The sequence below is a fragment of the Brevundimonas sp. ABV4_179 genome (assembly GCF_056311945.1).
In genome coordinates this window covers 995420-1015727 of sequence record NZ_CM149976.1, presented here as the reverse complement: position 1 = coordinate 1015727, position 20308 = coordinate 995420, and the positions used below count along the sequence as shown (strand labels likewise).

Here is a 20308-nt window from a genome sequence, read left to right as displayed (position 1 = left end):
GCCGCCGGGCCGCGCCATATGGCCCCAACCCCCGCCGACTTCAACGCCAGGCCTCAGACAAACAAAAAGGGCGGCCCGCGCACGGACCGCCCTTCGTGGTGTTCAGCGCGATCTAAGAGTTAGAAGGCGTAGCGCAGCGTCGCCATCATCGTGCGCGGCGCGCCGACGCCAGCGAACGAACGGCTGTAGCCCAGTTGCCCCGGGGTGCCCGATGCGCGGGTGCCAAGGGTGCTGTAGTACTGCTCGTCAAACAGGTTGGTGACGTTCAGCTGCAGATAGGTGCCTTCGAAACCCAGCGAAGCGAAGTCGAAGCGGGCGTCCAGATCGACGACCGTATAAGCGTCGACCTTCAGATCGTTGACGTCGGTCACCCAACGCTCGCCGGTATACTTGCCCTGGATGCCGGCAGAGAAAACGTCGTTGAACTGGTACGACGCCCGCAGCGAATACATCTGGTCGGGCGTTTCGACCTGCTTCTTGCCCTTGGTGGCCAGGCGGTTGCCAGCGCGATCGTAGACGTAGTCGTCCTGCAGTTCGCTATCCAGGAACGAGGCCGAACCGTACAGGCTCAGCGCCTGGATCGGCGACCAACCCACCGAGATTTCGACGCCCTTGGATTCCACCGAACCCACGTTGCGATCGACGAACTGGTCAAGATCGGGTTCGAAGGTGCTGACGATACGGTTGTCGAACTGGTTGAAGAAGCCCGAAGCCTGAGCGATCAGCGTGCCCGAAACATAGCGATAGCCGAAATCGACGTTCTTGGAGGTCTCCGGCTGGACCGTCGGGTTCCCGATGGAGCCGTCGGCCAGACGCGTTGCGGCGTACAGGCTGTCGGTACGCGGCGCCGACAGCGATTCCGAGTAGCTGGCGTAGATCGACTGAGCGGCGCCGAACTTGTAGGTCGCGCCGATGTTGGGCAGCACGTCGTCGTACTTCACCGTGCGCTGATACGGAGCGATGTACTGGGTGGTTCCACGGCTGGCGAAGGTCAGGTTGCCGTTGGCAAGGGTCGCCGAAGGACGCTCCGAGGTGCAAAGCACGTTGGAAGAGGCGTTCTGGGTGTAGCAGAACTGGTTCAGCTCACGCTTGAAGAAGGGCGCGCGCACGCCGATGTTGACCGTCAGCGCCTCATCCAGGAAGCGGCCGATGTATTCCAGCGAGAACTGGTTCAGTTCGGCATACGACAGGCGGTCACGCGAGCGCAGGGCGTAGCCGTCAAGGTTGACGACGCGGTTGCCTTCTTCCTTCAGGCCGCCGAACTCGTCCACGAAGCGCGGGCTGGTCGGATCCGAGAAGTCGATGCGGCCGAACAGGCCGGTCTGGCGGTGACGACCCCAGTCCAGAGCATAGGCGGCGCGGATGCGGTGTTGCGCGTTCAGGTCCCAGATCAGCGAGCTGTTCAGGGTGTAGCGCTGGGTGTGGGTGTTGGACGGCGACATGACGCGCACGCGGTCCAGGATATCGCCGTCGCCGTTCAGATCGACGCCGCCCGTGGTGCGGGTGCCGCGCAGCAGCGCGTCGTTCTCGGCCAGGACGGTCTGTTGCGAGCCGCCGTTCGCCAAGGTGTAGGAGAACGAAGGATCGACCGTCAGGATCAGGCCGTCCCTCAGAGTGAAGCGCGATTGGCCGCGGATATTGCCTGTGTCGGACGGGTTGATGCGCAGACCCCAGTAGTTTGCGCCGTTCGAGTCGACGTCGGCCAAGCCCGGACGAACGGTCGGAGCGGCGTAGGTGCGGTCGAAGTCGACGCCCCAGCCGAATGGGCTGGTTTCGACGTCGCTGACGCAGACCTGGGTGCGAGCCACGTCGCAGAAGCCGGTTGCGGTGGCCAGGTTCGGGCCGTTGTAGTTGTTGTTGCGGTTCTCGTTCCAGTGCGCGGCCAGCGACAGGAAGTCGCCGTTATCGCGCAGCGGCTGATAGATACGGGCGTTGTACTGGGTCTTCTCCAGTTGGCCGATGCCCTTGAACTTGTCGTATTCCTGGTGCGAGACGGCGAACCAGGCAGAGGTGCCCCACGGGCCAACGGCGCCGGTGTCGATCAGGCCCATGATACGGTTGTAGCTGAAGTCGCCCAGCGAACCCTGCAGCCAGCCGCCAAAGTCGTTGGCGGGGCGGCGCGTGACGTAGTTGATGGTGCCGCCGGTCGCAGAGGCGGTCGGGCTGTCGACGTCGGTCGAACCGGTGTTGATCGAGGCGCGCTCGATCAGTTCCGGGTCCAACTGCTGGTTGGTGTAGGTGGCGTAGTTGCCGGTGTCGTTCAGCGGGATGCCGTCGAACGTCAGCGAAACGCGGTTGCCGTCGAAGCCGCGCAGACGAATGTTGCCGCCCGACGAGCCGTAGGGATCAGCGTTGGTGAAGCTGAGGCCCGGCGTCAGGTTCAGCGTCTGCAGGATGGTCTGGCCAGCCGACTGGGTAGCGATGAACTCTTGGCCGATCGTGTTGCGGGTCTTGGCGACGGTTTCAGCAGTGGCCAGACCTTCGATCGTGCGCTGCCCGCGAACGCCGGTGACGACGACTTCGCCGACTTCGGTGGCTTCGGTGCCGGTCGATTGCGCGGCGGCGGCGCCGGCGATGGCGAGCGAGCCGACGAGGGCGGTGGTCGCCCAGATCAGGCTTTTGCGAGTGGTCATTACATCTATCCCCAGATGGATGGTGGCGCAGGGCCAAGGCGACAAGCGGCCATCGCCCGTCGTAATCCCGCCCCCTCTAGGGCTGATGTCCGAACGTGGGGCGACAGTTATGTAACAGCAATATGACAGAGACAGAGGGTGGCCTAGACGCCACACCTCATGGGCTTCAGGCCAAATCCTGTCGGCCAGCGCGCTCGAATACGTCGGCGACGCCGCGCGCCGTGGGCAGGATGGCGTGCGGCTCGTGGAAGTTGCCGTTGACCTGGCTCTGGGCGATCACATGGGCGCGGAAGCGGGTGAACAGGGCCGTGTCCGGCGCCTGGGGCGCGGACCAGAAGGCGTCGAGGGGCTGCTGGTCGGTCAGCCCCTCGAAATCGAAGAAGGCGTCGCCCATCACCTTGACCGGGGTGTGGAAGCCCAGGGCCGACAGGGCGGCGCTGGAGTTGTTGACCACCATCCCTTGCGAGGCGCGGCACAGGGCCGCCAGATTGCCGCCGTCGATGAAGTCGACGCGCCCTTCCAGTCCATGCTCGCGCGCCAGGCGCAGGGTGATCTTGCGCAGGTCGATGATGCCGGGATCCAGCGGGTGGTTCTTGACCACCAGCCGGGCGGCCGCCGGCGCCCGTTCGGCGAAGCTCTTGATGACCGCCGTCAGGAAAGCGCAGTTGTCGGCGTAGCGCGAATAGCGCAGCAGTTGGGCGTCGCCCTCGCGCTGCAGACAGGCGATGAAGAAGTCGCCCCTGGCCTTGATGACGTCCGCGTCGCAGTTCTCAGGACGCCGGAAGGCCAGGCTGACGTAGCGACGGATATGACCGGCGCACTGTTTCAGGGGCGAAAAGACATAGGGCGCGGCGTAGTTGGGGAACAGCAGCCCACCCAAGATCTGCACCGTATGATAGGCGCTGATGTTGGCGACATGGTGCGGCAGGATTTTCCCGACCTGATGCGGTTCGGGCAGGCTGGGCGCAGGTTCGGGATAGCCGTCGCGGAAGCGCGGCAGGGCGCTGGAGCCGTTGACGCCGTTGCGCTCCACCGTGATCCAGTCGGGGCGGAAATAGCCGTTCTCCAGCACCCAGATGCGGGCGGACAGGATGTCGGCCGCCGCCAGCACCGCGCGATTGTAGGGGCCGGCCTCGCCAAAGACGACGATGTCGCTATAGGCGTCGAGCGTTGAAACGCCTTCGGCCCAGGCCTGAGCCGTATCCTTGAAACGTATGCCGCCCGCGCGGCGCCAGTTCATCGCATCGCCCGCATTGAAGATCATGCGGTTCACGCTCGCGCCCTGAGCTTCCAGCACGCCGGCCAAGGCCGCGCCAAAGGCGCCGAACGGCGCCGAGACGATCAGAAAGCGACGCCCCTTCAATCCATCGCGCGCACGGGGCGTCGGCGACGGAAAGGCCGAAATCGTGGCTGAGACGTTCACCTGAGGCGATCGCGCGCGCAGCACAATGTCGCGCTGAGACGTATCGGCACGCAGCCGATAACGCCGACGACGCCGCGCGGAAAGGGACCGGGACGATCTGAGATCGGTCATCTAGATGCGCCCTGCGTCGAGACGATCCTGGCTTCCGCGCCGCCGTCCGGCGGGCGGCGCGCAATCAGGACGTTCAAACAAAGCGGTCATTCCTTGCCTTGTGTCGCGCAGGTTCAGCGCGATCAACAGGAAATGTCGATCAGGGCGTCGTTTCATAAATTGGGACGTCCCCTGTGACTTAATCGCACGAAAGCCGCCGCCGCCCTTACGGCGACGACGGCTTCCTGTTTCGAAATCAAGACTTTCATCAATCCACTGGATCGCCGGTCTGGATATCCAGACCGACTTTCCGCTGGGTCTTAGAAGTTGATGTCGATGGTCGCGCGGCGGTTGAGCGGTTCACGCACGCCGTCGGCGGTGGGCTTGGCCAGGTTGGTTTCGCCCTTGCCGTCCAGGGCGATCACGCCGCCGTTGACGCCTTGAGCCACCAGGGCGTCCGCGACGGTGCGCGAACGACGGTTGGACAGACCCAGGTTATAGGCGGCCGAACCCGAGGTGTCGGTGTAGCCGACGACCAGAACGCGCGTCGGACGACCCGACTTGGCGTAGTTGGCGGCCTGCGTCACCACCGAACGGGCTTCCGCCGTCAGGTCCGAACGATCCCAGTCGAAGTAGACGACGAACTGGCGAGGCGTCGGGGTCTGAGCGACTGGCGGCGGGGGCGGCGGGGGCGGAGGCGGCGGGGGAGGCGGCGGGGGCGGGGGAGGCGGCGGCGGCGGCGCGTCTTCCGCACCGAAGCTGTAGCGCAGACCCAGGGTCACCGTGTGCGACTGATCGTAGTCGCCGTCCCAGGTGCCGAACTGCGTGGCGCCCACGCCCGTGCCGGCCGTGGTCGAATCCCACGAGGCGTCGCCCGTCAGATAGCGGTAGGTCAGGTCGATGTTGGCGCGGTCGCCGATCGCCCAGGCCAGACCGGCGATCGCCTGAGCGGCGAACTTGGTCGAGGTGTCGTCGATGGCGAAGGCGGCCGAACGGTTGGCGCGCAGAGCGCCGATGGTGTCGACGTTGACGCGGTTCACACCGGCGCCCAGACCCACGAACGGACGGATGCCCCAGGCTTCGTAGCCGAAGTCATAGATGACGTTGGCCATCAGGGTGGCGGACTCGATGTCGCCTTCCGGCGAGAAGCAGCCGCCCGTCGCCGGGGTCAGGTTGCACAGACCTTGCGTGCCGGAAACGGCGCGGATCTTGCCGATGTCGCCCGAGCGGTAACCGCCTTCGAGCTCGACACGCCAGTTGGGGTTGAAGCGATAGCCCAGGCGCGCAAAGGCGGCCCAGCCGTTGTTCACTTCATACTTCCAGCTTGCGCCGGTGGTGGACGACTCGGCCGTGATGTCGTCCATGGTGTGATAACCGGCGTCGATGGCGCCGTACCAACCATTGGGTTCCGCCGATGCGGCGCCGGCTGCGAACAGCCCGACCGCGGCGACGGAGGCGAGAAGTTTGAGCTTCATAGCTTCCTCACTGTGTGAATGCGCGAAGCTGCGCACTAGCACAGCATTCGCGATCCAAACGGCGAGGCTGGCGCGCGGTTCCGCTCCCAGATTATGATTGTGTCCACTGTGGCGCCATTTCAACACATTGGCAGCCCGCGAAAGGGAGCGATTATGACGATGCGGTTCGACGGACAGGTGGCGATCGTGACGGGGGCCGGCGGCGGTCTGGGGCGCGAGCACGCCTTGGCGCTGGCGGCGCGCGGGGCAAAGGTGGTGATCAATGATCTGGGCGGGGCGCGCGACGGCTCGGGCGGATCGGCCACGGCCGCCGAGGCCGTTGTCGCCGAGATCGAGGCGGCGGGCGGCGAGGCCATGGCCAATGCGGCCTCGGTCACCGACGCCGCCGCCGTCCAGGCCATGGTCGATCAGGTCGTGGCCAAGTGGGGCCGGATCGACATCCTGGTGAACAACGCCGGCGTCCTGCGCGACAAGTCCTTCGCCAAGATGGAGCTGGAGGATTTCCGCTTCGTCGTCGACGTTCACCTGATGGGGGCGGTCAACTGCACCAAGGCGGTGTGGGAGATCATGCGGGGTCAGAACTATGGCCGGATCGTGATGACCACCTCGTCCTCGGGCCTGTACGGCAACTTCGGGCAATCGAACTATGGCGCCGCCAAGATGGCGCTGGTCGGGCTGATGCAGACATTATCCATCGAGGGGGCCAAGAACGACATCCGCGTCAACTGCCTGGCGCCGACCGCCCACACCCGCATGACCGAGGACCTGGGCGCGGCCCTGCCGCTGGAGGCCCTCGCTCCGGCCCTGGTGACGCCTGGCCTTTTGTATCTGGTCAGCCGCGACGCCCCCAGCCGCGCCATCCTGGCCGCCGGCGCCGGCGGGTTCGAGCGCGCCTATGTCACCCTGACCCAAGGCGACTTCATCGCCGGCGACGACGCGCCCGAACAGGTCGCCGCCCGCTTTGACGCCATCTCGGACCGCGCCGGCGAGATCGTGCCGGACATGGGCGCCGCCCAGGGCATGATCGAACTGACCAAGGCCCAGAAGGCGCACGGCGGCTGAACAAGAAGGCGCCTTGCGTTGACGCGACGTGAGGCGCCTATCGTGTTCGGAGAGGAAACCGGCCTCAAGTAGCGCGAACGCGCGATAGGCCAAACAGAAATGGCCTCAAGTAGCGCGAACGCGCGATAGGCCCAGGACAGAGAGCATCCATGCGCGAAGCCGTCATCGTCTCCACCGCCCGCACCCCCATCGGCCGCGCCTATCGCGGCGCCTTCAACGACACCCAGGCGCAGAGCCTCGGCGCCCATGCGGTCCGACACGCGGTTCAGCGCGCCGGCGTCGATCCGGCCGAGATCGAGGATGTCGTCATGGGCGCGGCCCTGCAGCAGGGTTCGACCGGAACCAATGTGGCCCGCCAGATCGCCCTGGCCGCCGGCCTGCCCTCTTCCGTCCCGGGCATGAGCCTGGACCGCCAGTGCGCCTCGGGCCTGATGGGCATCGCGACGGCGGCCAAACAGGTCGTCTTCGACCAGCAGAAGATGGCGGTCGGCGGCGGCCTCGAAAGCATCTCCCTGGTCCAGAACCAGCACATGAACCTGTACCGGATGAAGGACGAGGCGCTGCTGAAGCTGTCGCCCCACATCTATATGTCCATGCTGGAGACGGCCGAGGTGGTGTCGCGCCGCTATGGCGTGTCGCGCGAGCGTCAGGACGCCTACGCCCTCCAGTCCCAGCAACGCACCGCCGCCGCCCAGGCCGCCGGCCGGTTCGACGCCGAGATCGTACCGATGACCACGACCATGCTGGTCATGGACAAGGCGACCGGCCGGACCTCGTCCAAGGAGGTGACCCTGTCCAAGGACGAGGGCAACCGCGCTGACACCACTTTGGAAGGGCTCCAGGCGCTCAAGCCCGTCTTCGGCGGCGGCGAGGAGATCCAGACGGGCGAGTTCGTCACGGCCGGCAACGCCTCGCAGTTGTCGGACGGCGCCTCGGCCTGCGTCGTCATGGAGGCCGGCGAGGCGGTGAAGCGCAATCTGCAGCCGCTCGGCGCCTATCGCGGCATGGCCGTCGCGGGCTGCGAACCGGACGAGATGGGCATCGGCCCCGTTTACGCCGTGCCCAAACTGCTGAAGCGTCACGGCCTGACGGTGGACGACATCGGCATCTGGGAACTGAACGAGGCCTTCGCCGCCCAGGTCCTGTATTGCCAGGATCAGCTGGGCATTCCCGACGAGCGTCTGAACGTCTCGGGCGGCGCCATCTCCATCGGCCACCCTTACGGCATGTCAGGCGCCCGCATGACCGGCCACGTCCTGATCGAGGGCAAGCGTCGCGGCGCCAAATACGGCGTCGTCACCATGTGCATCGGCGGCGGCATGGGCGCGGCCGGCCTGTTCGAGATTTTCTGAGAACGGCCGAAAGCCGCGCCCACAGAAGACAAGGCTTCGAAACGCCAGCGTTTCGAAGCGGAGCGGCCGGCCTGTTCGAGATTTTCTGAGGAGAAACCATCGTCTCATCCCTATTCACGGGGAGGTGGCGCGGAGCGAAGCGGAGAGATGGAGGGGGTCTTCGCCGCATCGCAGACGTCTGTGGGTCTTCAAGAGCCCCTCCACCACTCCGTGGTCCCATCCCCGCTCCGCAGGGAGGAGACGGTTTAAACCTTCTCGCTGATCTTGATCGCGACCCTGCAGCCCGCCTTGATCACACCCGACAGCAGCCGATAGGCGGGCGCTTCGCGGCTGCCGTGTTCGACGGCGTGGTCGTGGTGGGCCATTTCCTCGTCGCGGAACTGTTTCAGCTCGGCGGCCAAGGCCGGGTCGCGCTCGCCGATCTCGGCGATCTGGTCGGCATAGTGTTTCTCGATCACGCTCTCGACCGCCTCGGTGCAGGCGTGGGCGGCCTTTTCGCCCATCAGGGCCGTGCCGGCGCCCAGGGCCGAGGCCGCGATCCGCCACAGGGGCGTCATCACCGTGGGCCGCACCCGGCGTTCGTTCAGCAGGCGATTGAAGCGGTCCAGATGCACCGCCTCCTGATCCTGCATCTCCGACAGGTCGCGCGCCATGTCGCCATGGGCCTTGCGCCCCTCGAACACGGCCTTCTGCGCCCGATAGATCAGCACCGCCGCATATTCCCCCGCGTGATCGACGCGCAGGATTTCGTCCATCCGGGCCTTGTCGGCGCCTTGTCCGGGGCGGGGGAGAGGAATGGAGCCGCTCATAATCTATGTCAGGCCTTTTCGATCCGGGGCGCGCGGGCGTCCTTGGGCCGTTTGGCGGCCAGCAGGCTGAACACGGCCAATGCGGCGCTGATGATCGCATTCCACCCGGCCATCGACAGGCCCAGCCAGCTCCAGGCCACATCGCCGCAGCCGATCACCTTGACGACCGGTCCCGTGCCCAGCGCCAGCGCCGCCAGACTGTCCATGTCGATGGCGCCGCCGCCGGGCGAACAGGTCGCCGGCAGGGCCCACCATCTATACTCGCCGCCCATGTGGAAGACGGCCGTGATCGCCCCCGTGGCGAAGACGGCGGCCAGCAGGAAGGCGGCGATGCGCGGCGTGCCGCGTCGTCCGCCGCTGAACAGGGTCCAGGCCGTGGCCACCGCCCCCACCACGACGGCGGCCCAATAGACCTCGCGCTGCTTCAGGCACAGATTGCACGGCGCCAGCCCGCCGAACCGCTCGAACGCATGGGCGGCGCCCAGCATGGCCAGCGACGCGGCCAGGGCGAAGGCGGTCCACCAACGGGTCAGAAGGCGATAGGCGTCTGTCATCGTGCTTCGCTCTTACCGCGCCCGCCCGCATCCGTCGACTTACAGAACCTTCAGCACGACGATCAGCCCGACCAGGGCGACCAGGCCCACCCCGGTCCACAGCGCCAGCCGCTTCTCCACCTGGGCCAGCATGGCCGGACCCCAGCGTTTCAGGATCCACGCCTCCAGGAAGAACCGCCCGCCCCGTGTCGCCACGGACGCCGCGATGAAGATCGGGAAACTGAACGCCGCCAGGCCCGATGCTATCGTCACCAGCTTGTAGGGAATGGGCGTCAGTCCCTTGACCAGAATGACCCACAGCCCCCACTGATCGAACCACTGACGAAACTGCTCAAGCCCGTCCGAATGGCCCAACACCCGCATGATGGCCAGGCCCAGATCGGTCAGGAAATAGCCGATGGCGTAGCCCAGCACGCCGCCCAGCACCGAGGCGACGGTGCAGACCGCAGCATAGAAATACGCCTTCTGCGGCCGCGCCAGGATCATCGGCGCCAGCATCACGTCGGGCGGGATCGGAAAGAACGAACTCTCGGCGAAGGAGACCACAGCCAGAGCCTTGGTCGCGTGCCGGCTGCGGGCCAGTTCGAACACGCGGTCATACAGTTTGCGAAGCATGGGAATCCTCGGCGTCGAACCGACGCCCTTTGACGATGCGGATAACACGCCGCGCGCCGTCGCGTCATCCGCCCGCACCTGACGCAAACCGTCGCTGGCGCCCGGGCCGGTCATCACGTCCCCGTGGCTTCGTCTTGGCTCCGTGGACTTCCATGACTAGGTTCCGCCCCAATCGGCGGCCCCTTCCGGGTAAGACCGCCTCAAAATCTGTGCGGGAGACGCGCCATGAACGACATGACCAAGGCCGAAGTCGAGAAGCTGGATCTGGAGAACCCCCTCGGCGTCGACGGTTTCGAATTCGTCGAATTCACCGGGCCCGAGCCCAAGGCGATGATCGCGCGCCTGGAGACGATGGGCTTCACCCAGACCCATGTGAACCCCAGGACCGACGTCGTCAGGCTGAAACAGGGCGACATCAGCTTCCTGGTGCACCGTTCGCCGGCCGCCCACGCCGCCGACTTCGCCCGCGACCACGGCCCCTCGGCCAACGGCATGGCCTTCCGCACCACCGACGCCAAGGCCGCCTATGAGGGCGCGGTCGAACGCGGGGCCAAGCCCGCGCAAAGCGTCAACGGCGGGGCGCTGGGCGACGACTATCCCTATATCCTGGAAGGCATCGGCGGCAGCCTGCTCTATGTCATCGACCAATATGGCGACGAAGGTTCGCTTTACGACGCCTGGGACGAGATCGAGGGCTGGGAGGAGGCCGAGCGCAAGAACAGCGTCGGCCTGGAGGTGCTGGACCACCTGACCCACAACGTCCGTCGCGGCCAGATGCGGACCTGGTCGGGCTTCTACGGCTCGGTGTTCAACTTCGAGGAGCAGAAGTATTTCGACATCAAGGGCAAGGCCACGGGCCTGTTCTCCCAGGCCATGATCGCGCCCGACCGCGCCATCCGCATCCCGCTGAACGAAAGCCAGGACGAGAATTCCCAGATCGAGGAGTTCATCCGTCGCTACAACGGCGAGGGCATCCAGCACATCGCCCTGACCACCGAGAACATCTTCGAGACGGTCGAGGCCATGCGCGAGCGCGGCGTGGACTTCCAGGACACCATCGAGACCTATTTCGAACTGATCGACAAACGCCTGCCGGGGCACGGCGAGGACGTGGAGCGGATGCGCAAGAACCGCATCCTGATCGACGGTTCGGACGAAGAGGGTCTGCTGCTGCAGATCTTCACCCAGGACGCCTTCGGCCCGATCTTCTTCGAGATCATCCAGCGCAAGGGCAACGAAGGCTTCGGCAACGGCAACTTCCAGGCCCTGTTCGATTCCATCGAGCTGGACCAGATCCGTCGCGGCGTCATCAAGGTCGACGCCTGAATGAAGATGCGGCCGCCGACATGGCTGCCCTGGCTCGGCCCGGTCCTTGCGGCCGGCGCCGGGGCCCTGGCGGGCGAATACTGGCTGGGCGGCGGGTTCTGGGTGGTGCTGTTCACCGCCCTGATCTGCGGCTTCGCGCCCATCGTGGGCTATCAGGTGTGGAAACGGCTGCACCACCGGGGGTGAGGGGCGAGAGATCGGTCTCTTATGGAAGCGGGCCGGATCGGGGTCTGATATGGGTGGATTGCGGTCACGCTTTCAGACAAGCTCGACCGATGGCATGGCAGCGCACACACGTTGGACCAGAACATGATCACGGCAACGTCGGCGGCCTGCCGGTCTGGAAGCATGAATGGCGCAAGCTAGCGAGTGAGGTTTGGCTTCCCGAGGCGGCTCCGGCGGACGCGCAACTGAAATTCCAAATATACGAGATCGGCGGCGTAGGTTGGCCGGTGCAAGCGCGTTTCGCGGCTACAGAGATATCCAATGGCGTATGGTCGTTTTGGGAAGAAGTGTAAGTCTGCAATAGGTGGACAGCGAAAATCGCTTGATCAGATGATTGCCTTGCGAGCGGTCAGCGAAGCAGCAGTTACGTAGGGCCAGCGGGGATGTGTGACGTAATCGTCGTCCGGTCCGTCCGGCGGAAGGCCATCGATCACCGAGTCGAGTTCTCGTTTCAAGGCGTCGATAAAAGCCACCTCGTCGGTGCTAAGCAACATCGCGCCAACCGACGCTTCACCGAAATCGTTGTCGTCGAACAGGAAGTGGACAACCTGACTTGCGCCTACAACCAGCCTCTCGCGTCTTTGGGCAGCCCAAAGCGGTCGAGTGTCAGGCGTAGCGAGTTCCTGCAGACTTGAGATAAGCTGCGTTCGAATAAACGGATGGCTCAGATGTGCCCAACTGGGAGAGTAGATATCCATGGGCATGAGGCTAAGGGGCGAGGCAATAAGCTGCAACGTCATCAAGGGGTGGTTATCCGACGTTGGCTCCGGTATGGCTAGGCATGGGTATGAGACGGACATTGGCCCTTCGCCTGCTTGCAAGCTGGGTTCTGTCGTTGCTGGGTCTGAGCCTGTTTGCCATGAGCATCGGGGAGGCTAGCGAGGGCTTCTGGGCCGTCAGGCTTCTAAGTCTGTCGTCGTTTCCATTTGTCGTCTTTGCCCTAGCCGCAACCTTCATTTTCCCCCTCTCCATACGGGCGAGACCGACGCTATGGGCGGGCGGCGCAGGATTGCTTTCAATGGCAGCAGGTTTTGCTGTGGCAGCAGTCGCTGGATTGATGTTCGCGGCTCTAATCGCCGTGCCAGCATTCTTACTGTTTGTTGGTTCCGTGAAGGTCTGGCCCGGCTATGCCGACCCGGCAGCTGAGACTGCGAAAGTCCTCTAAGGGTAGATTTGCGACCTAGCCTACCAGTCTCAAAGCGGTCGCGTTACACTGCGACGAACCGGCGTTCCTCAGGAAAGTGTAGGGATTGCACTCCATTTTTGCGGCGCGGAGGAGGTTCACAATGCGTATCGTCTGTTCGGGACTGATTGCACTCTTTGCACTGTGTTTTTCCTCGGCTCAGGCTCAGGACGACGCGCCGCGCTGGTCCCTGGCGATCCACGGCGGGGCGGGCGTGATCGAGCGGGCCAGTCTGACGCCCGAGCAGGACGCCGCCTATCGCGCGGGGCTGCAGGCTGCGCTGGACGCCGGCTCAGCGGTTCTGGCGCAAGGCGGATCATCGCTCGACGCCGTTCAAGCCGCCATCCAGTCCCTGGAGGACAACCCGCTGTTCAATGCCGGGCGCGGCGCGGTCTTCACCGCTGCGGGCAAAAACGAGTTGGACGCCGCAGTGATGAACGGTGCAGACCTGACCGCAGGCGCAGTTGCGGGTCTGACACACACGCGCCACCCGATCGCTGCGGCGCGGGCGGTGATGGAGAAATCGCCCCACGTCATGCTGATCGGCGAAGGCGCTGAGAACTTCGCTGCTTCGGTCGGCCTGGAGCAGGTGGAACCGGGCTTCTTCTTCACCGAAAGCCGCTGGCAGGCCCTGCTCAAGGCCCTGCGCGACAAGGGCCTGCCCCTGCCCGCGCGCCCGCAAGGCGCGCCGCCCGAGCCGACGACGCTCGGCGCGCCGGTTCCGCTGGCCTCGCTCAATGAAGCCCCGCTGGACGAACGCAAGTTCGGCACGGTCGGCGCCGTGGCGCTGGACAGCCAGGGACGGCTGGCGGCGGGAACATCGACCGGCGGCATGACCGCCAAACAATGGGGCCGGGTCGGCGACGTGCCGGTGATCGGCGCAGGCACCTACGCCTCCAACGCCGACGGCTGTGCGGTGTCCGCAACTGGGTCAGGCGAGTATTTCATCCGGGCGACCGTGGCCCGCGACATCTGCCATCGCACCGCCGGGGGCGCATCGGTCCAGACCGCAGCCCAGGCCGAGATCAACGAAGTCGGCGCCATCGGCGGCGACGGCGGGGTCATCGTCATGGGCAAGGACGGCACGCCCGCCTTCGCCATGAACACCTCCGGCATGTACCGAGGCGCCGCCTCTTCGAGCACACCCGCCCATGTCGCCATCTATGCGGATGAGAACTGACCCATGCCCGCAGCCGACGCCGAACTGACCGTGATGGCTCAGGAGGAGCTGGACGCCGCCTGCGCCATGCCCTTCGTCGAGGTCAGGAAGATCACGCCTTGGGGCGACAGCTACGAGGGTTTCGCCCCCTCCGGCCGCACGGTCGAGATCGAGCGGCGCTACCTCTGGGCGGTCGAGCCCAAGGGAGGCGTCATCGTCGAGGTCGAGGTGCGCGACCGCGCCGCCCGCACCGGAGCCGAGGCCCGCGCCCTGCTGACGGCCGCCGATTGATCGGCCCGGTTCCCAATCCCGCAAATCCGGTCTAGGCCTGACGTCATGAAACTCGCCTCGCTCAAGCACGGCCGCGACGGCCGCCTCGTGGTCGTCTCCCAGGACCTGAACTGGTTCACCGACGCCTTCCTGATCGCCCCCACCCTTCAAGCGGCGCTTGACGATTGGGAGAACTGCGGCCCCCGCCTTCAGGCCCTGGCCGAGAGCCTGGAGCATGAGGGCGTGCCGCGCGGCCGCTTCCACGAGCGCGACGCCGCCTCGCCCCTGCCCCGCGCCTATCAGTGGGCCGACGGCTCGGCCTATGTGAACCATGTGGAGCTGGTGCGTAAGGCGCGCGGCGCGGAGATGCCCGACAGCTTCTGGACCGACCCGCTGATGTATCAGGGCGGCTCGGACGGCTTCCTCAGCCCCCGCGATCCCATCCCCCTGGCCGACGAAGCCTGGGGCTGCGACCTGGAGGCCGAGATCGTCGTGGTCGTCGGCGACGTGCCGCAAGGATCGACGCGCGAACAGGCCCTGGCCGCCATCCGCCTGGTCGGCCTGGTCAACGACGTGTCGCTGCGCAACCTGATCCCGGCCGAGCTGGCCAAGGGCTTCGGCTTCGTCCAGTCCAAGCCCGCCAGCGCCCTGTCGCCCGTGCTGGTCACGCCCGACGCCCTGGGCGACCGGTGGAAGGACGGCAAGCTGCACGGAACCCTGTCGGTTCAGCTGAACGGCCAGGACTTCGGTCGCGCCGACGCGGGGGTGGACATGACCTTCGACTTCGGAACCCTGATCGCCCACCTGGCCAAGACCCGGTCGCTGGGCGCCGGGACGATCATCGGGTCGGGCACCGTGTCCAACAAGGACGCCGACGGCGGCCCCGGCAAGCCGGTGTCCGAAGGCGGTCTGGGTTACAGCTGCATCGCCGAGGTCCGCACGGTCGAGACCATCCTGCGCGGCGCCGCCGAGACCCCCTTCCTCAAGCACGGCGACACGGTGCGGATCGAGATGCTGGACGACCGCCACCACACCCTGTTCGGCGCCATCGAACAGACCGTGGCCCCGCTTCCCAGCGTCGGCTGACGGCGCTAGGGTGATCGCGCCGGCCTCGGGGGAGAGGCCGCAAAAGGTCTTTGGGGAGAGACGCGACGTGACGCCTGAAAAACTGATCCCGCTGGCGATCATTCCGATCATGCTGGTGCTCGTCCTGCTGAAGAACCGGCGCAAGCGCGTGCTGAAACCCCAGTTGCTGTGGATCATGCCGGCCGTCGTCGTACCCCTGATCGGGCTGGGCATCTGGGGCTCGGCCCAGAACCCTGATGTCGCGCACGCCCCCTTCGGCCCCGACGCCTGGGCGGTGCTGGCCGTCGGCGGCGTGCTGGGCGGGATCGTCGGCTGGTATCGCGGCAAGACCGTCACCATCGCGCGCGAACCGAACGGCGACCTGATGGCCCAGGCGTCGCCGTTGGGCCTGATCCTGCTGGTCGTGCTGTTCGCCGGCCGGTCTCTGCTACGCGACCTGATCGAAAGCCACGCCGCCCAGTGGCATCTGAACGCCCTGGCCGTCACCGACGCCTTCCTGGTCTTCGCCATGGGCCTGATCGTCCTGCAGCGCGTCGAAATGTACATCCGCGCCCGCCGCGTCCAGGCCGGCCGCCTGGACGAGCATGTGGAGGTCGCGGCGTGATCATGGGCGCGTTTCTAGGGCTGCTTCAAACAGCTTCGCCGGACTTGGCCTGGACAACCGTGCAACGCGGCGCCCTCAAAGCGGCATCCGCAGAATACGATGTAGGAATCACCCTGTCCGCTGCTTGCAGAGACTCCAGTTTCGTCGTGGCGATCGCCGGGCTTCCTCCCGTGGAAGGAAATGCCGAATACCGAAAGCTGGATGTTAGCCTGCGCGATAACACCCTTGTATCCTCCAACTGGAACATTGCGCCGAACAGCAGTGGTTCAGTCGTGGTTTCGCTGGCTCCATCCGTATATGCGCGACGTCTTCGCGCGACGGACAGCTTCACAATCCGCATTCCCGCACAGGGGGAAACGCCGGCTCGACGCTACCAACTCGCCCTTCCTTCCGATCACACGGCTCTGGATGCCATTATGGCGAGCTGCGACGTGCCGTTCGAAAATCCTGCGGACGCCGCCTACGATCCCAGCGAAACCCACATAATCTGGGAACGCACGCCTCGGATCACTATCCCCTCGACTCTACCATCAACCGACTATGCGGAGGTTCTGGTGCAGTGTTCGGTGGATGGTGAAGGTCGTCCGCAGGACTGCGCGGTTCTTGAGGAAAGGCCAGCGCGCTCAGGCTTCGCCCGCCACGCCATCCAGATGGTTCGAACAGGAAAGGTGCGCCAGATCAACGGAGAGCCGATCCAGGCCGGCAGCTCCTTTGCGACGGTGATGACATATCGCGTGCAAGACAGCCCAAGATAGATCACTGGCACTAGACCCGCCTCGCCCCTCTGTGGCATGAGGCGGTCCTTCCGCTGCGGGCGTGGTGGAATTGGTAGACGCGCTGGACTCAAAATCCAGTTCCGAAAGGAGTGCCGGTTCGACCCCGGCCGCCCGCACCACTCTTCGTCGGTTCAGCCCAGCTGCCGATGGAAGAACTCCGTCACATCCGCCAGCACCGTCGCCTTCTTGCGGAACAGGGGCGAAAAGGTCGCGATCAGGTCGGCGTGGTCCAGGCCGGGATAGAGTTTGGCCTCCGAGCGTCCGCCCACGGCCCGCATCCGTTCGTCCAGGATGATCGTGTCCTCGTCATGCACCACCGTGTCGGCCGTGCCGTGGCCCAGCCAGATCGGCGGGGCGTCGGCGCGCACGAAGGTCACCGGCTGGGTCAGGGTGGGGTCCGGCGCGCGGCCGAAGGCGTTCTTCGACGCCGCCACGTCGAACGGCAGGAAGTCGTAGGGTCCGGCCAGACCCGCCGCCGCCTTGATCAGGCCAGGTTGGCCGACGGCGGCCATATAGCGGCGATCCAGGGCGATCATCAGGGCCAGATGCGCCCCGGCGGAATGGCCCAGCACGCCGAGACGCTCAGGCTCGCCGCCATAGGCGCCCGCGACCTGGGCCGCCTTGACCGTGGCGGCGCCCGCATCCTCGATGAAGGCCGGGAAGACCACCTGAGGCACGACCCGATAATCCGGCAGGGCCACCACGAACCCCTTGGCCGCAAGGGCCTGGGCGGCCCAGCCATACTGGTCGCGCGACCCTGAATCCCAGCCTCCGCCATAGAAGAAGACCAGGGTCGGATACAGGCCCGGCGCGGAGGGCGCGTAGAGGTCCAGCCGCTGGCGAGGATCGTCGCCATAGGCGATGTCGCGGGCCACGCGCCGCACCCCGGGATCGCGCGGCCCCAGGGTGTTCAACAGGTTCAGCGGCGAACAGGCCGCGGCGACAAACCCCAGGGCGGGGGCGAACAGGCCGCGGCGGGTCATGCGTGAGTGTCCATAGGCCTCAATACGTTCCAAGCGCCGATTCGGTCGTCATCCGACGCGGCGCCCTAGCGCGCCCCGGCGATCAGGCGACCGCAGTCGGCGTCTTCCGCCAAGCCGGGATCGACGAAGGCGAACAGGGCTGTGACCGGCGCCACCACCGCGCCCAGCAGACCAGCCAGCCCGCCCTGCCCCACGACGCTGCCGACATCGACCCCGACCCTGGGCGCGCTCAAGGCCCCGGAGACGGTGATCGGCGCCCACAGGCGCAGCAGGCGCGGCTTCTTGGATTCGCCTTCGATGCGCAGGTTCAGCGTCTCGGCCCCCAGGTCGATCGACCCCTTGCCCTGGGCCAGGACGACGTCGGTGTCGATGACGAAGGTCCGGGCCGTCGCCGTGCCATTGGCGACGCCGAAATCCGCGACGGCGCAACGGATCTGACTCTCGGACTGATCGCCGCTGAGCAGCTTCAGCAGGCCCGCGCTGGCGTTGATGCCCAGCAGTTCGGCGAAGGCCGCACGCATCCGCCCGTTCGGCACCACCAGGCTCATCGACCCCTTGGAGGCGGCGGCGAAGTCGTGGATGGAGGCCCCCGGCCCCTCCAGCCGCGCCCGGCCCAGTGCACGCCCGCTCAACGGAACCGAGCCGTTGCGCGCCGGAATGATCGATTCCAGCGGATAGCCGGACAGTCGCAGGTCCACCGTGTTGTAGGGCGTGTCCCTGGTCGCATTGATGCGGGCCGTGCCGTTCAGTTCGCCGCGATTGAAGTTGAAGCTGATGGGGTCCAGCTTCAGGACGCCGTCCTTCAGATCGGCGCCCAGATTGACCGCGCGCACATCGAACTGGTTCGCCTTCACCGCGACGGCGCGATAGGTCAGAGAGCCGTCCATGGTCCGCAGCCGTTCGGTCTGCAGCTTGGCGTCAGGCAGCAGCTTGCCGCCCACGACCACCGGCGCCTCGGTATTGGTGCCCGCCGCATTGGTACGGGTCCGCGCGCCCAGAACGGCCGCCAGGTCGTCGATGTCCAACCGACGCGACCGCAGGTCGGCGTCCACCCTCAGGCGCTGGGCGGCGTCCACCCGCACCTGGCCCGACAGGTCCGACGCCCCGACCCGGCCGTCGAAATCCTTGAAGGTCCAGACCCGCTCGTTGCGGTTCAGCGCGCCCGACAGGCGATAGGGCGGGGTGTTCGGCAGGGTCACGCCGGTCAACAGATACAGGTCCGACAGGTCCCGACCCTGCATCGTCAGGGTGGCGTCGAACCGGCCCAGGTCGAACGGGCGGGTGATCGCCCCCTTGGCGATCAAAGACGATCCCGCCCCGCTGACATTGGCCTCGAACTGATAGGGTCGGTTGCGGCGGATGTTGATGAAGGGACCGCCCTCGATCTTCAGCGTAAGGGGTGATCCGTTCACCGTGCCGCGTCCCTCCAGCAGGAAGCCGGCGCTTCCGTTGGCCGCCTCACGCGCATTGACGGCGGCCTGCAACGTCATCTTCCGCCGCTGTTCGTCGAAGGACAGCTGACCGTCGGTGATGACCAGTTGCTGGATGACCGGCAGCTTCATTCCCTCGCCGGTGTCGGGCTTGTTGGGGTTCAGGTCCCAGCTCTTGCGGCCGTCCTGACTGGCGATCAGCACCACCCTGGGCCGGGTGAAGCTGAGCAGCGGCATCTCGATCTGGCCGGCCAACAGTTTGCGCAGCCGCACCGAGGCGTGGATCTCGTCCACATCGGCTGTATCCTGCTGGCGCGCCCAGTCCGGCCCGCCGATCTTCAAGCCCCGCACCACCGCCGAAGGCGTCCAACTGAACAGATTGACGTCCAGATCGCCAGTCAGGGCGATCTGGCGATCGTATTTCGCCGAGGCCCAGCGGCCTATCGGTCCACGCAGCATGTTCCAGTCGAAGAGGGCCAGGAACAGCACCACCGCCAGCGTCAGGACCAGAACCACCCCCAGCGCCCATTTCTCGGCTGCGCCGGGATGACGGGCCGCCGCATAGACGGGGTCGTTTTCGCGCACCCAGTCGCGCCAGACGCGCGCCTGCGCCACGGTCGGCGCCACCGCGCGACGGCGAAAATCCGATCCGAAGCTTCGCCAATTCAGTGGGTTGGACAAACGCGCATCTCCCTCTCGGATATGCAAACGCGCCACGATCACTTTGGCGCCGCAAGGTCAACAAAGCCGTGGATGTCGTCGATTTGACGCCTATCTGTCGTATATTCTTTACAATCGAAGAATTTGGCGCATATTTCGTCCGAGTCCTGATCTTAATTCGGGAAATGGAGGAGGTTTCCGATGATCCGTTTCGCTACGCCCGCCCTGATCGCCGCCGCCCTGATGGCCTCGGCCGCCCCGGCCCTGGCCCATTCGCCGCGCGAGGTGTCGCGCCAGACCCTGCGCGCCGAGACCCTGCAGTCCGTCATGGTCTGCGGCGGCGACGCCGAGGCGCGCCGCGCCTATCAGCAGACCTATGGGTCGGCGCCGTCGTTCGTCACCGCGCAAGAAGCCCTGGCCGCGCGTCAGACGGGCCAGCGCTGGGCGACGCCGCGCTGCATGACCGCCCATCAGTACAACCGCCTCGCTGGCCCGGCGGTCCAGCGCGCCTCGCTCTAGGGCTTCGCGTCGAGACCAAAAAAGAGGGGCGCGGTCGGCTGACCGCGCCCCTTTCTCGTGCCTGATCCGAAGCC

General features: G+C 66.0%; 21 protein-coding genes and 1 tRNA gene. 13 read left to right on the top strand and 9 right to left on the bottom strand.

The genetic code is table 11. The annotated features are described in order from the left end of the window. Positions 1-119 precede the first annotated feature (119 nt). From ACYX4P_RS04975 to ACYX4P_RS04965, 3 genes are all read right to left on the bottom strand, one after another. A complete protein-coding gene (locus ACYX4P_RS04975; protein WP_248121162.1) occupies positions 120-2633 on the bottom strand; it encodes a TonB-dependent receptor in 2514 nt (837 codons plus the stop codon). Positions 2634-2799: 166 nt separating this feature from the next. Then, positions 2800-4167, bottom strand: a complete 1368-nt coding sequence (locus tag ACYX4P_RS04970; protein ID WP_248121160.1) for a capsular biosynthesis protein — start codon at positions 4165-4167, stop codon at positions 2800-2802. 299 nt (positions 4168-4466) lie between these two features. Then, on the bottom strand, positions 4467-5621 hold the full coding sequence (locus ACYX4P_RS04965) for an OmpA family protein (protein WP_292049424.1): 1155 nt from the start codon (positions 5619-5621) through the stop codon (positions 4467-4469). Between the two features lie 153 nt (positions 5622-5774). On the opposite strand from ACYX4P_RS04965, the gene ACYX4P_RS04960 reads away from it, so the two are divergent. Continuing rightward, complete coding sequence (locus tag ACYX4P_RS04960; RefSeq protein WP_248121372.1) at positions 5775-6683, top strand: SDR family NAD(P)-dependent oxidoreductase; 909 nt, start codon at positions 5775-5777, stop codon at positions 6681-6683. Between the two features lie 149 nt (positions 6684-6832). Further along, positions 6833-8035: an acetyl-CoA C-acyltransferase gene (locus ACYX4P_RS04955; RefSeq protein WP_248121371.1), complete on the top strand. Its 1203-nt coding sequence runs from the start codon at positions 6833-6835 to the stop codon at positions 8033-8035. Positions 8036-8280: 245 nt separating this feature from the next. On the opposite strand, the gene ACYX4P_RS04950 is transcribed toward ACYX4P_RS04955, so the two are convergent. Genes ACYX4P_RS04950 through ACYX4P_RS04940 form a run of 3 tightly spaced genes read right to left on the bottom strand, consistent with a single transcriptional unit; the run spans position 8281 to position 10013 of the window. Next, positions 8281-8844: a demethoxyubiquinone hydroxylase family protein gene (locus ACYX4P_RS04950; RefSeq protein ID WP_248121369.1), complete on the bottom strand. Its 564-nt coding sequence runs from the start codon at positions 8842-8844 to the stop codon at positions 8281-8283. 8 nt (positions 8845-8852) lie between these two features. Then, positions 8853-9398, bottom strand: coding sequence for a disulfide bond formation protein B (locus tag ACYX4P_RS04945; protein WP_248121367.1), 546 nt, complete (start codon positions 9396-9398; stop codon positions 8853-8855). A gap of 39 nt (positions 9399-9437) precedes the next feature. Continuing rightward, complete coding sequence (locus tag ACYX4P_RS04940; protein ID WP_248121365.1) at positions 9438-10013, bottom strand: YqaA family protein; 576 nt, start codon at positions 10011-10013, stop codon at positions 9438-9440. Between the two features lie 225 nt (positions 10014-10238). On the opposite strand from ACYX4P_RS04940, the gene hppD reads away from it, so the two are divergent. The 3 genes from hppD to ACYX4P_RS04925 all read left to right on the top strand — a co-directional run bounded on the left by hppD (position 10239) and on the right by ACYX4P_RS04925 (position 11857). After that, complete coding sequence (hppD, locus tag ACYX4P_RS04935) at positions 10239-11339, top strand: 4-hydroxyphenylpyruvate dioxygenase (RefSeq protein ID WP_476070205.1); 1101 nt, start codon at positions 10239-10241, stop codon at positions 11337-11339. Continuing rightward, a complete protein-coding gene (locus ACYX4P_RS04930; protein WP_248121361.1) occupies positions 11340-11525 on the top strand; it encodes a hypothetical protein in 186 nt (61 codons plus the stop codon). An 89-nt stretch (positions 11526-11614) separates the two neighbouring features. Beyond that, positions 11615-11857 (top strand): hypothetical protein, encoded by a 243-nt coding sequence (locus tag ACYX4P_RS04925; RefSeq protein ID WP_374322347.1) that lies wholly within the window; start codon positions 11615-11617, stop codon positions 11855-11857. A gap of 33 nt (positions 11858-11890) precedes the next feature. Here the strand turns inward: ACYX4P_RS04925 and ACYX4P_RS04920 are convergent, their stop codons facing one another. Next, on the bottom strand, positions 11891-12304 hold the full coding sequence (locus tag ACYX4P_RS04920) for an SCO4402 family protein (protein ID WP_248119156.1): 414 nt from the start codon (positions 12302-12304) through the stop codon (positions 11891-11893). Positions 12305-12363: 59 nt separating this feature from the next. On the opposite strand from ACYX4P_RS04920, the gene ACYX4P_RS04915 reads away from it, so the two are divergent. The 7 genes from ACYX4P_RS04915 (at position 12364) to ACYX4P_RS04885 (ending at position 16761) form a co-directional block, all read left to right on the top strand. Further along, positions 12364-12729, top strand: coding sequence for a hypothetical protein (locus tag ACYX4P_RS04915; protein ID WP_248119157.1), 366 nt, complete (start codon positions 12364-12366; stop codon positions 12727-12729). Positions 12730-12850: 121 nt separating this feature from the next. Then, positions 12851-13927 (top strand): isoaspartyl peptidase/L-asparaginase family protein, encoded by a 1077-nt coding sequence (locus ACYX4P_RS04910; RefSeq protein WP_248119159.1) that lies wholly within the window; start codon positions 12851-12853, stop codon positions 13925-13927. Positions 13928-13930: 3 nt separating this feature from the next. Next, positions 13931-14197, top strand: a complete 267-nt coding sequence (locus tag ACYX4P_RS04905; protein WP_248119162.1) for a hypothetical protein — start codon at positions 13931-13933, stop codon at positions 14195-14197. Between the two features lie 45 nt (positions 14198-14242). Next, the gene (locus ACYX4P_RS04900; RefSeq protein WP_248119164.1) at positions 14243-15262 is read left to right on the top strand and encodes a fumarylacetoacetate hydrolase family protein; all 1020 of its coding nucleotides are present in this window, start codon (positions 14243-14245) and stop codon (positions 15260-15262) included. A 67-nt stretch (positions 15263-15329) separates the two neighbouring features. Continuing rightward, entirely contained in the window at positions 15330-15866 is a 537-nt protein-coding gene (locus ACYX4P_RS04895) for a CcdC protein domain-containing protein (protein ID WP_292048730.1), read from the top strand. Further along, complete coding sequence (locus ACYX4P_RS04890) at positions 15863-16621, top strand: hypothetical protein (RefSeq protein ID WP_248119167.1); 759 nt, start codon at positions 15863-15865, stop codon at positions 16619-16621. Before ACYX4P_RS04895 ends, ACYX4P_RS04890 begins: the two co-directional genes overlap by 4 nt. A gap of 55 nt (positions 16622-16676) precedes the next feature. Then, a tRNA-Leu gene (locus ACYX4P_RS04885) sits at positions 16677-16761 on the top strand. Between the two features lie 12 nt (positions 16762-16773). Here ACYX4P_RS04885 and ACYX4P_RS04880 read toward each other — a convergent pair. Both ACYX4P_RS04880 and ACYX4P_RS04875 read right to left on the bottom strand, forming a co-directional pair. Further along, entirely contained in the window at positions 16774-17625 is an 852-nt protein-coding gene (locus tag ACYX4P_RS04880) for an alpha/beta hydrolase (RefSeq protein ID WP_248119170.1), read from the bottom strand. A gap of 65 nt (positions 17626-17690) precedes the next feature. Then, positions 17691-19736, bottom strand: coding sequence for an AsmA family protein (locus ACYX4P_RS04875; protein WP_248119173.1), 2046 nt, complete (start codon positions 19734-19736; stop codon positions 17691-17693). Positions 19737-19916: 180 nt separating this feature from the next. On the opposite strand from ACYX4P_RS04875, the gene ACYX4P_RS04870 reads away from it, so the two are divergent. Then, positions 19917-20234, top strand: coding sequence for a hypothetical protein (locus tag ACYX4P_RS04870; protein WP_248119175.1), 318 nt, complete (start codon positions 19917-19919; stop codon positions 20232-20234). Positions 20235-20308 lie beyond the last annotated feature (74 nt).

Coding starts and splice junctions, on each gene's coding strand:
- ACYX4P_RS04950 (WP_248121369.1), bottom strand. CDS start 8,844: ATGAGCGGCTCCATTCCTCTCCCCCGCCCCGGACAAGGCGCCGACAAG.
- ACYX4P_RS04870 (WP_248119175.1), top strand. CDS start 19,917: ATGATCCGTTTCGCTACGCCCGCCCTGATCGCCGCCGCCCTGATGGCC.
- ACYX4P_RS04955 (WP_248121371.1), top strand. CDS start 6,833: ATGCGCGAAGCCGTCATCGTCTCCACCGCCCGCACCCCCATCGGCCGC.
- hppD (WP_476070205.1), top strand. CDS start 10,239: ATGAACGACATGACCAAGGCCGAAGTCGAGAAGCTGGATCTGGAGAAC.
- ACYX4P_RS04945 (WP_248121367.1), bottom strand. CDS start 9,398: ATGACAGACGCCTATCGCCTTCTGACCCGTTGGTGGACCGCCTTCGCC.
- ACYX4P_RS04920 (WP_248119156.1), bottom strand. CDS start 12,304: ATGACGTTGCAGCTTATTGCCTCGCCCCTTAGCCTCATGCCCATGGAT.
- ACYX4P_RS04905 (WP_248119162.1), top strand. CDS start 13,931: ATGCCCGCAGCCGACGCCGAACTGACCGTGATGGCTCAGGAGGAGCTG.
- ACYX4P_RS04930 (WP_248121361.1), top strand. CDS start 11,340: ATGAAGATGCGGCCGCCGACATGGCTGCCCTGGCTCGGCCCGGTCCTT.
- ACYX4P_RS04965 (WP_292049424.1), bottom strand. CDS start 5,621: ATGAAGCTCAAACTTCTCGCCTCCGTCGCCGCGGTCGGGCTGTTCGCA.
- ACYX4P_RS04910 (WP_248119159.1), top strand. CDS start 12,851: ATGCGTATCGTCTGTTCGGGACTGATTGCACTCTTTGCACTGTGTTTT.
- ACYX4P_RS04925 (WP_374322347.1), top strand. CDS start 11,615: ATGGCATGGCAGCGCACACACGTTGGACCAGAACATGATCACGGCAAC.
- ACYX4P_RS04940 (WP_248121365.1), bottom strand. CDS start 10,013: ATGCTTCGCAAACTGTATGACCGCGTGTTCGAACTGGCCCGCAGCCGG.
- ACYX4P_RS04975 (WP_248121162.1), bottom strand. CDS start 2,633: ATGACCACTCGCAAAAGCCTGATCTGGGCGACCACCGCCCTCGTCGGC.
- ACYX4P_RS04970 (WP_248121160.1), bottom strand. CDS start 4,167: ATGACCGATCTCAGATCGTCCCGGTCCCTTTCCGCGCGGCGTCGTCGG.
- ACYX4P_RS04900 (WP_248119164.1), top strand. CDS start 14,243: ATGAAACTCGCCTCGCTCAAGCACGGCCGCGACGGCCGCCTCGTGGTC.
- ACYX4P_RS04880 (WP_248119170.1), bottom strand. CDS start 17,625: ATGACCCGCCGCGGCCTGTTCGCCCCCGCCCTGGGGTTTGTCGCCGCG.
- ACYX4P_RS04960 (WP_248121372.1), top strand. CDS start 5,775: ATGACGATGCGGTTCGACGGACAGGTGGCGATCGTGACGGGGGCCGGC.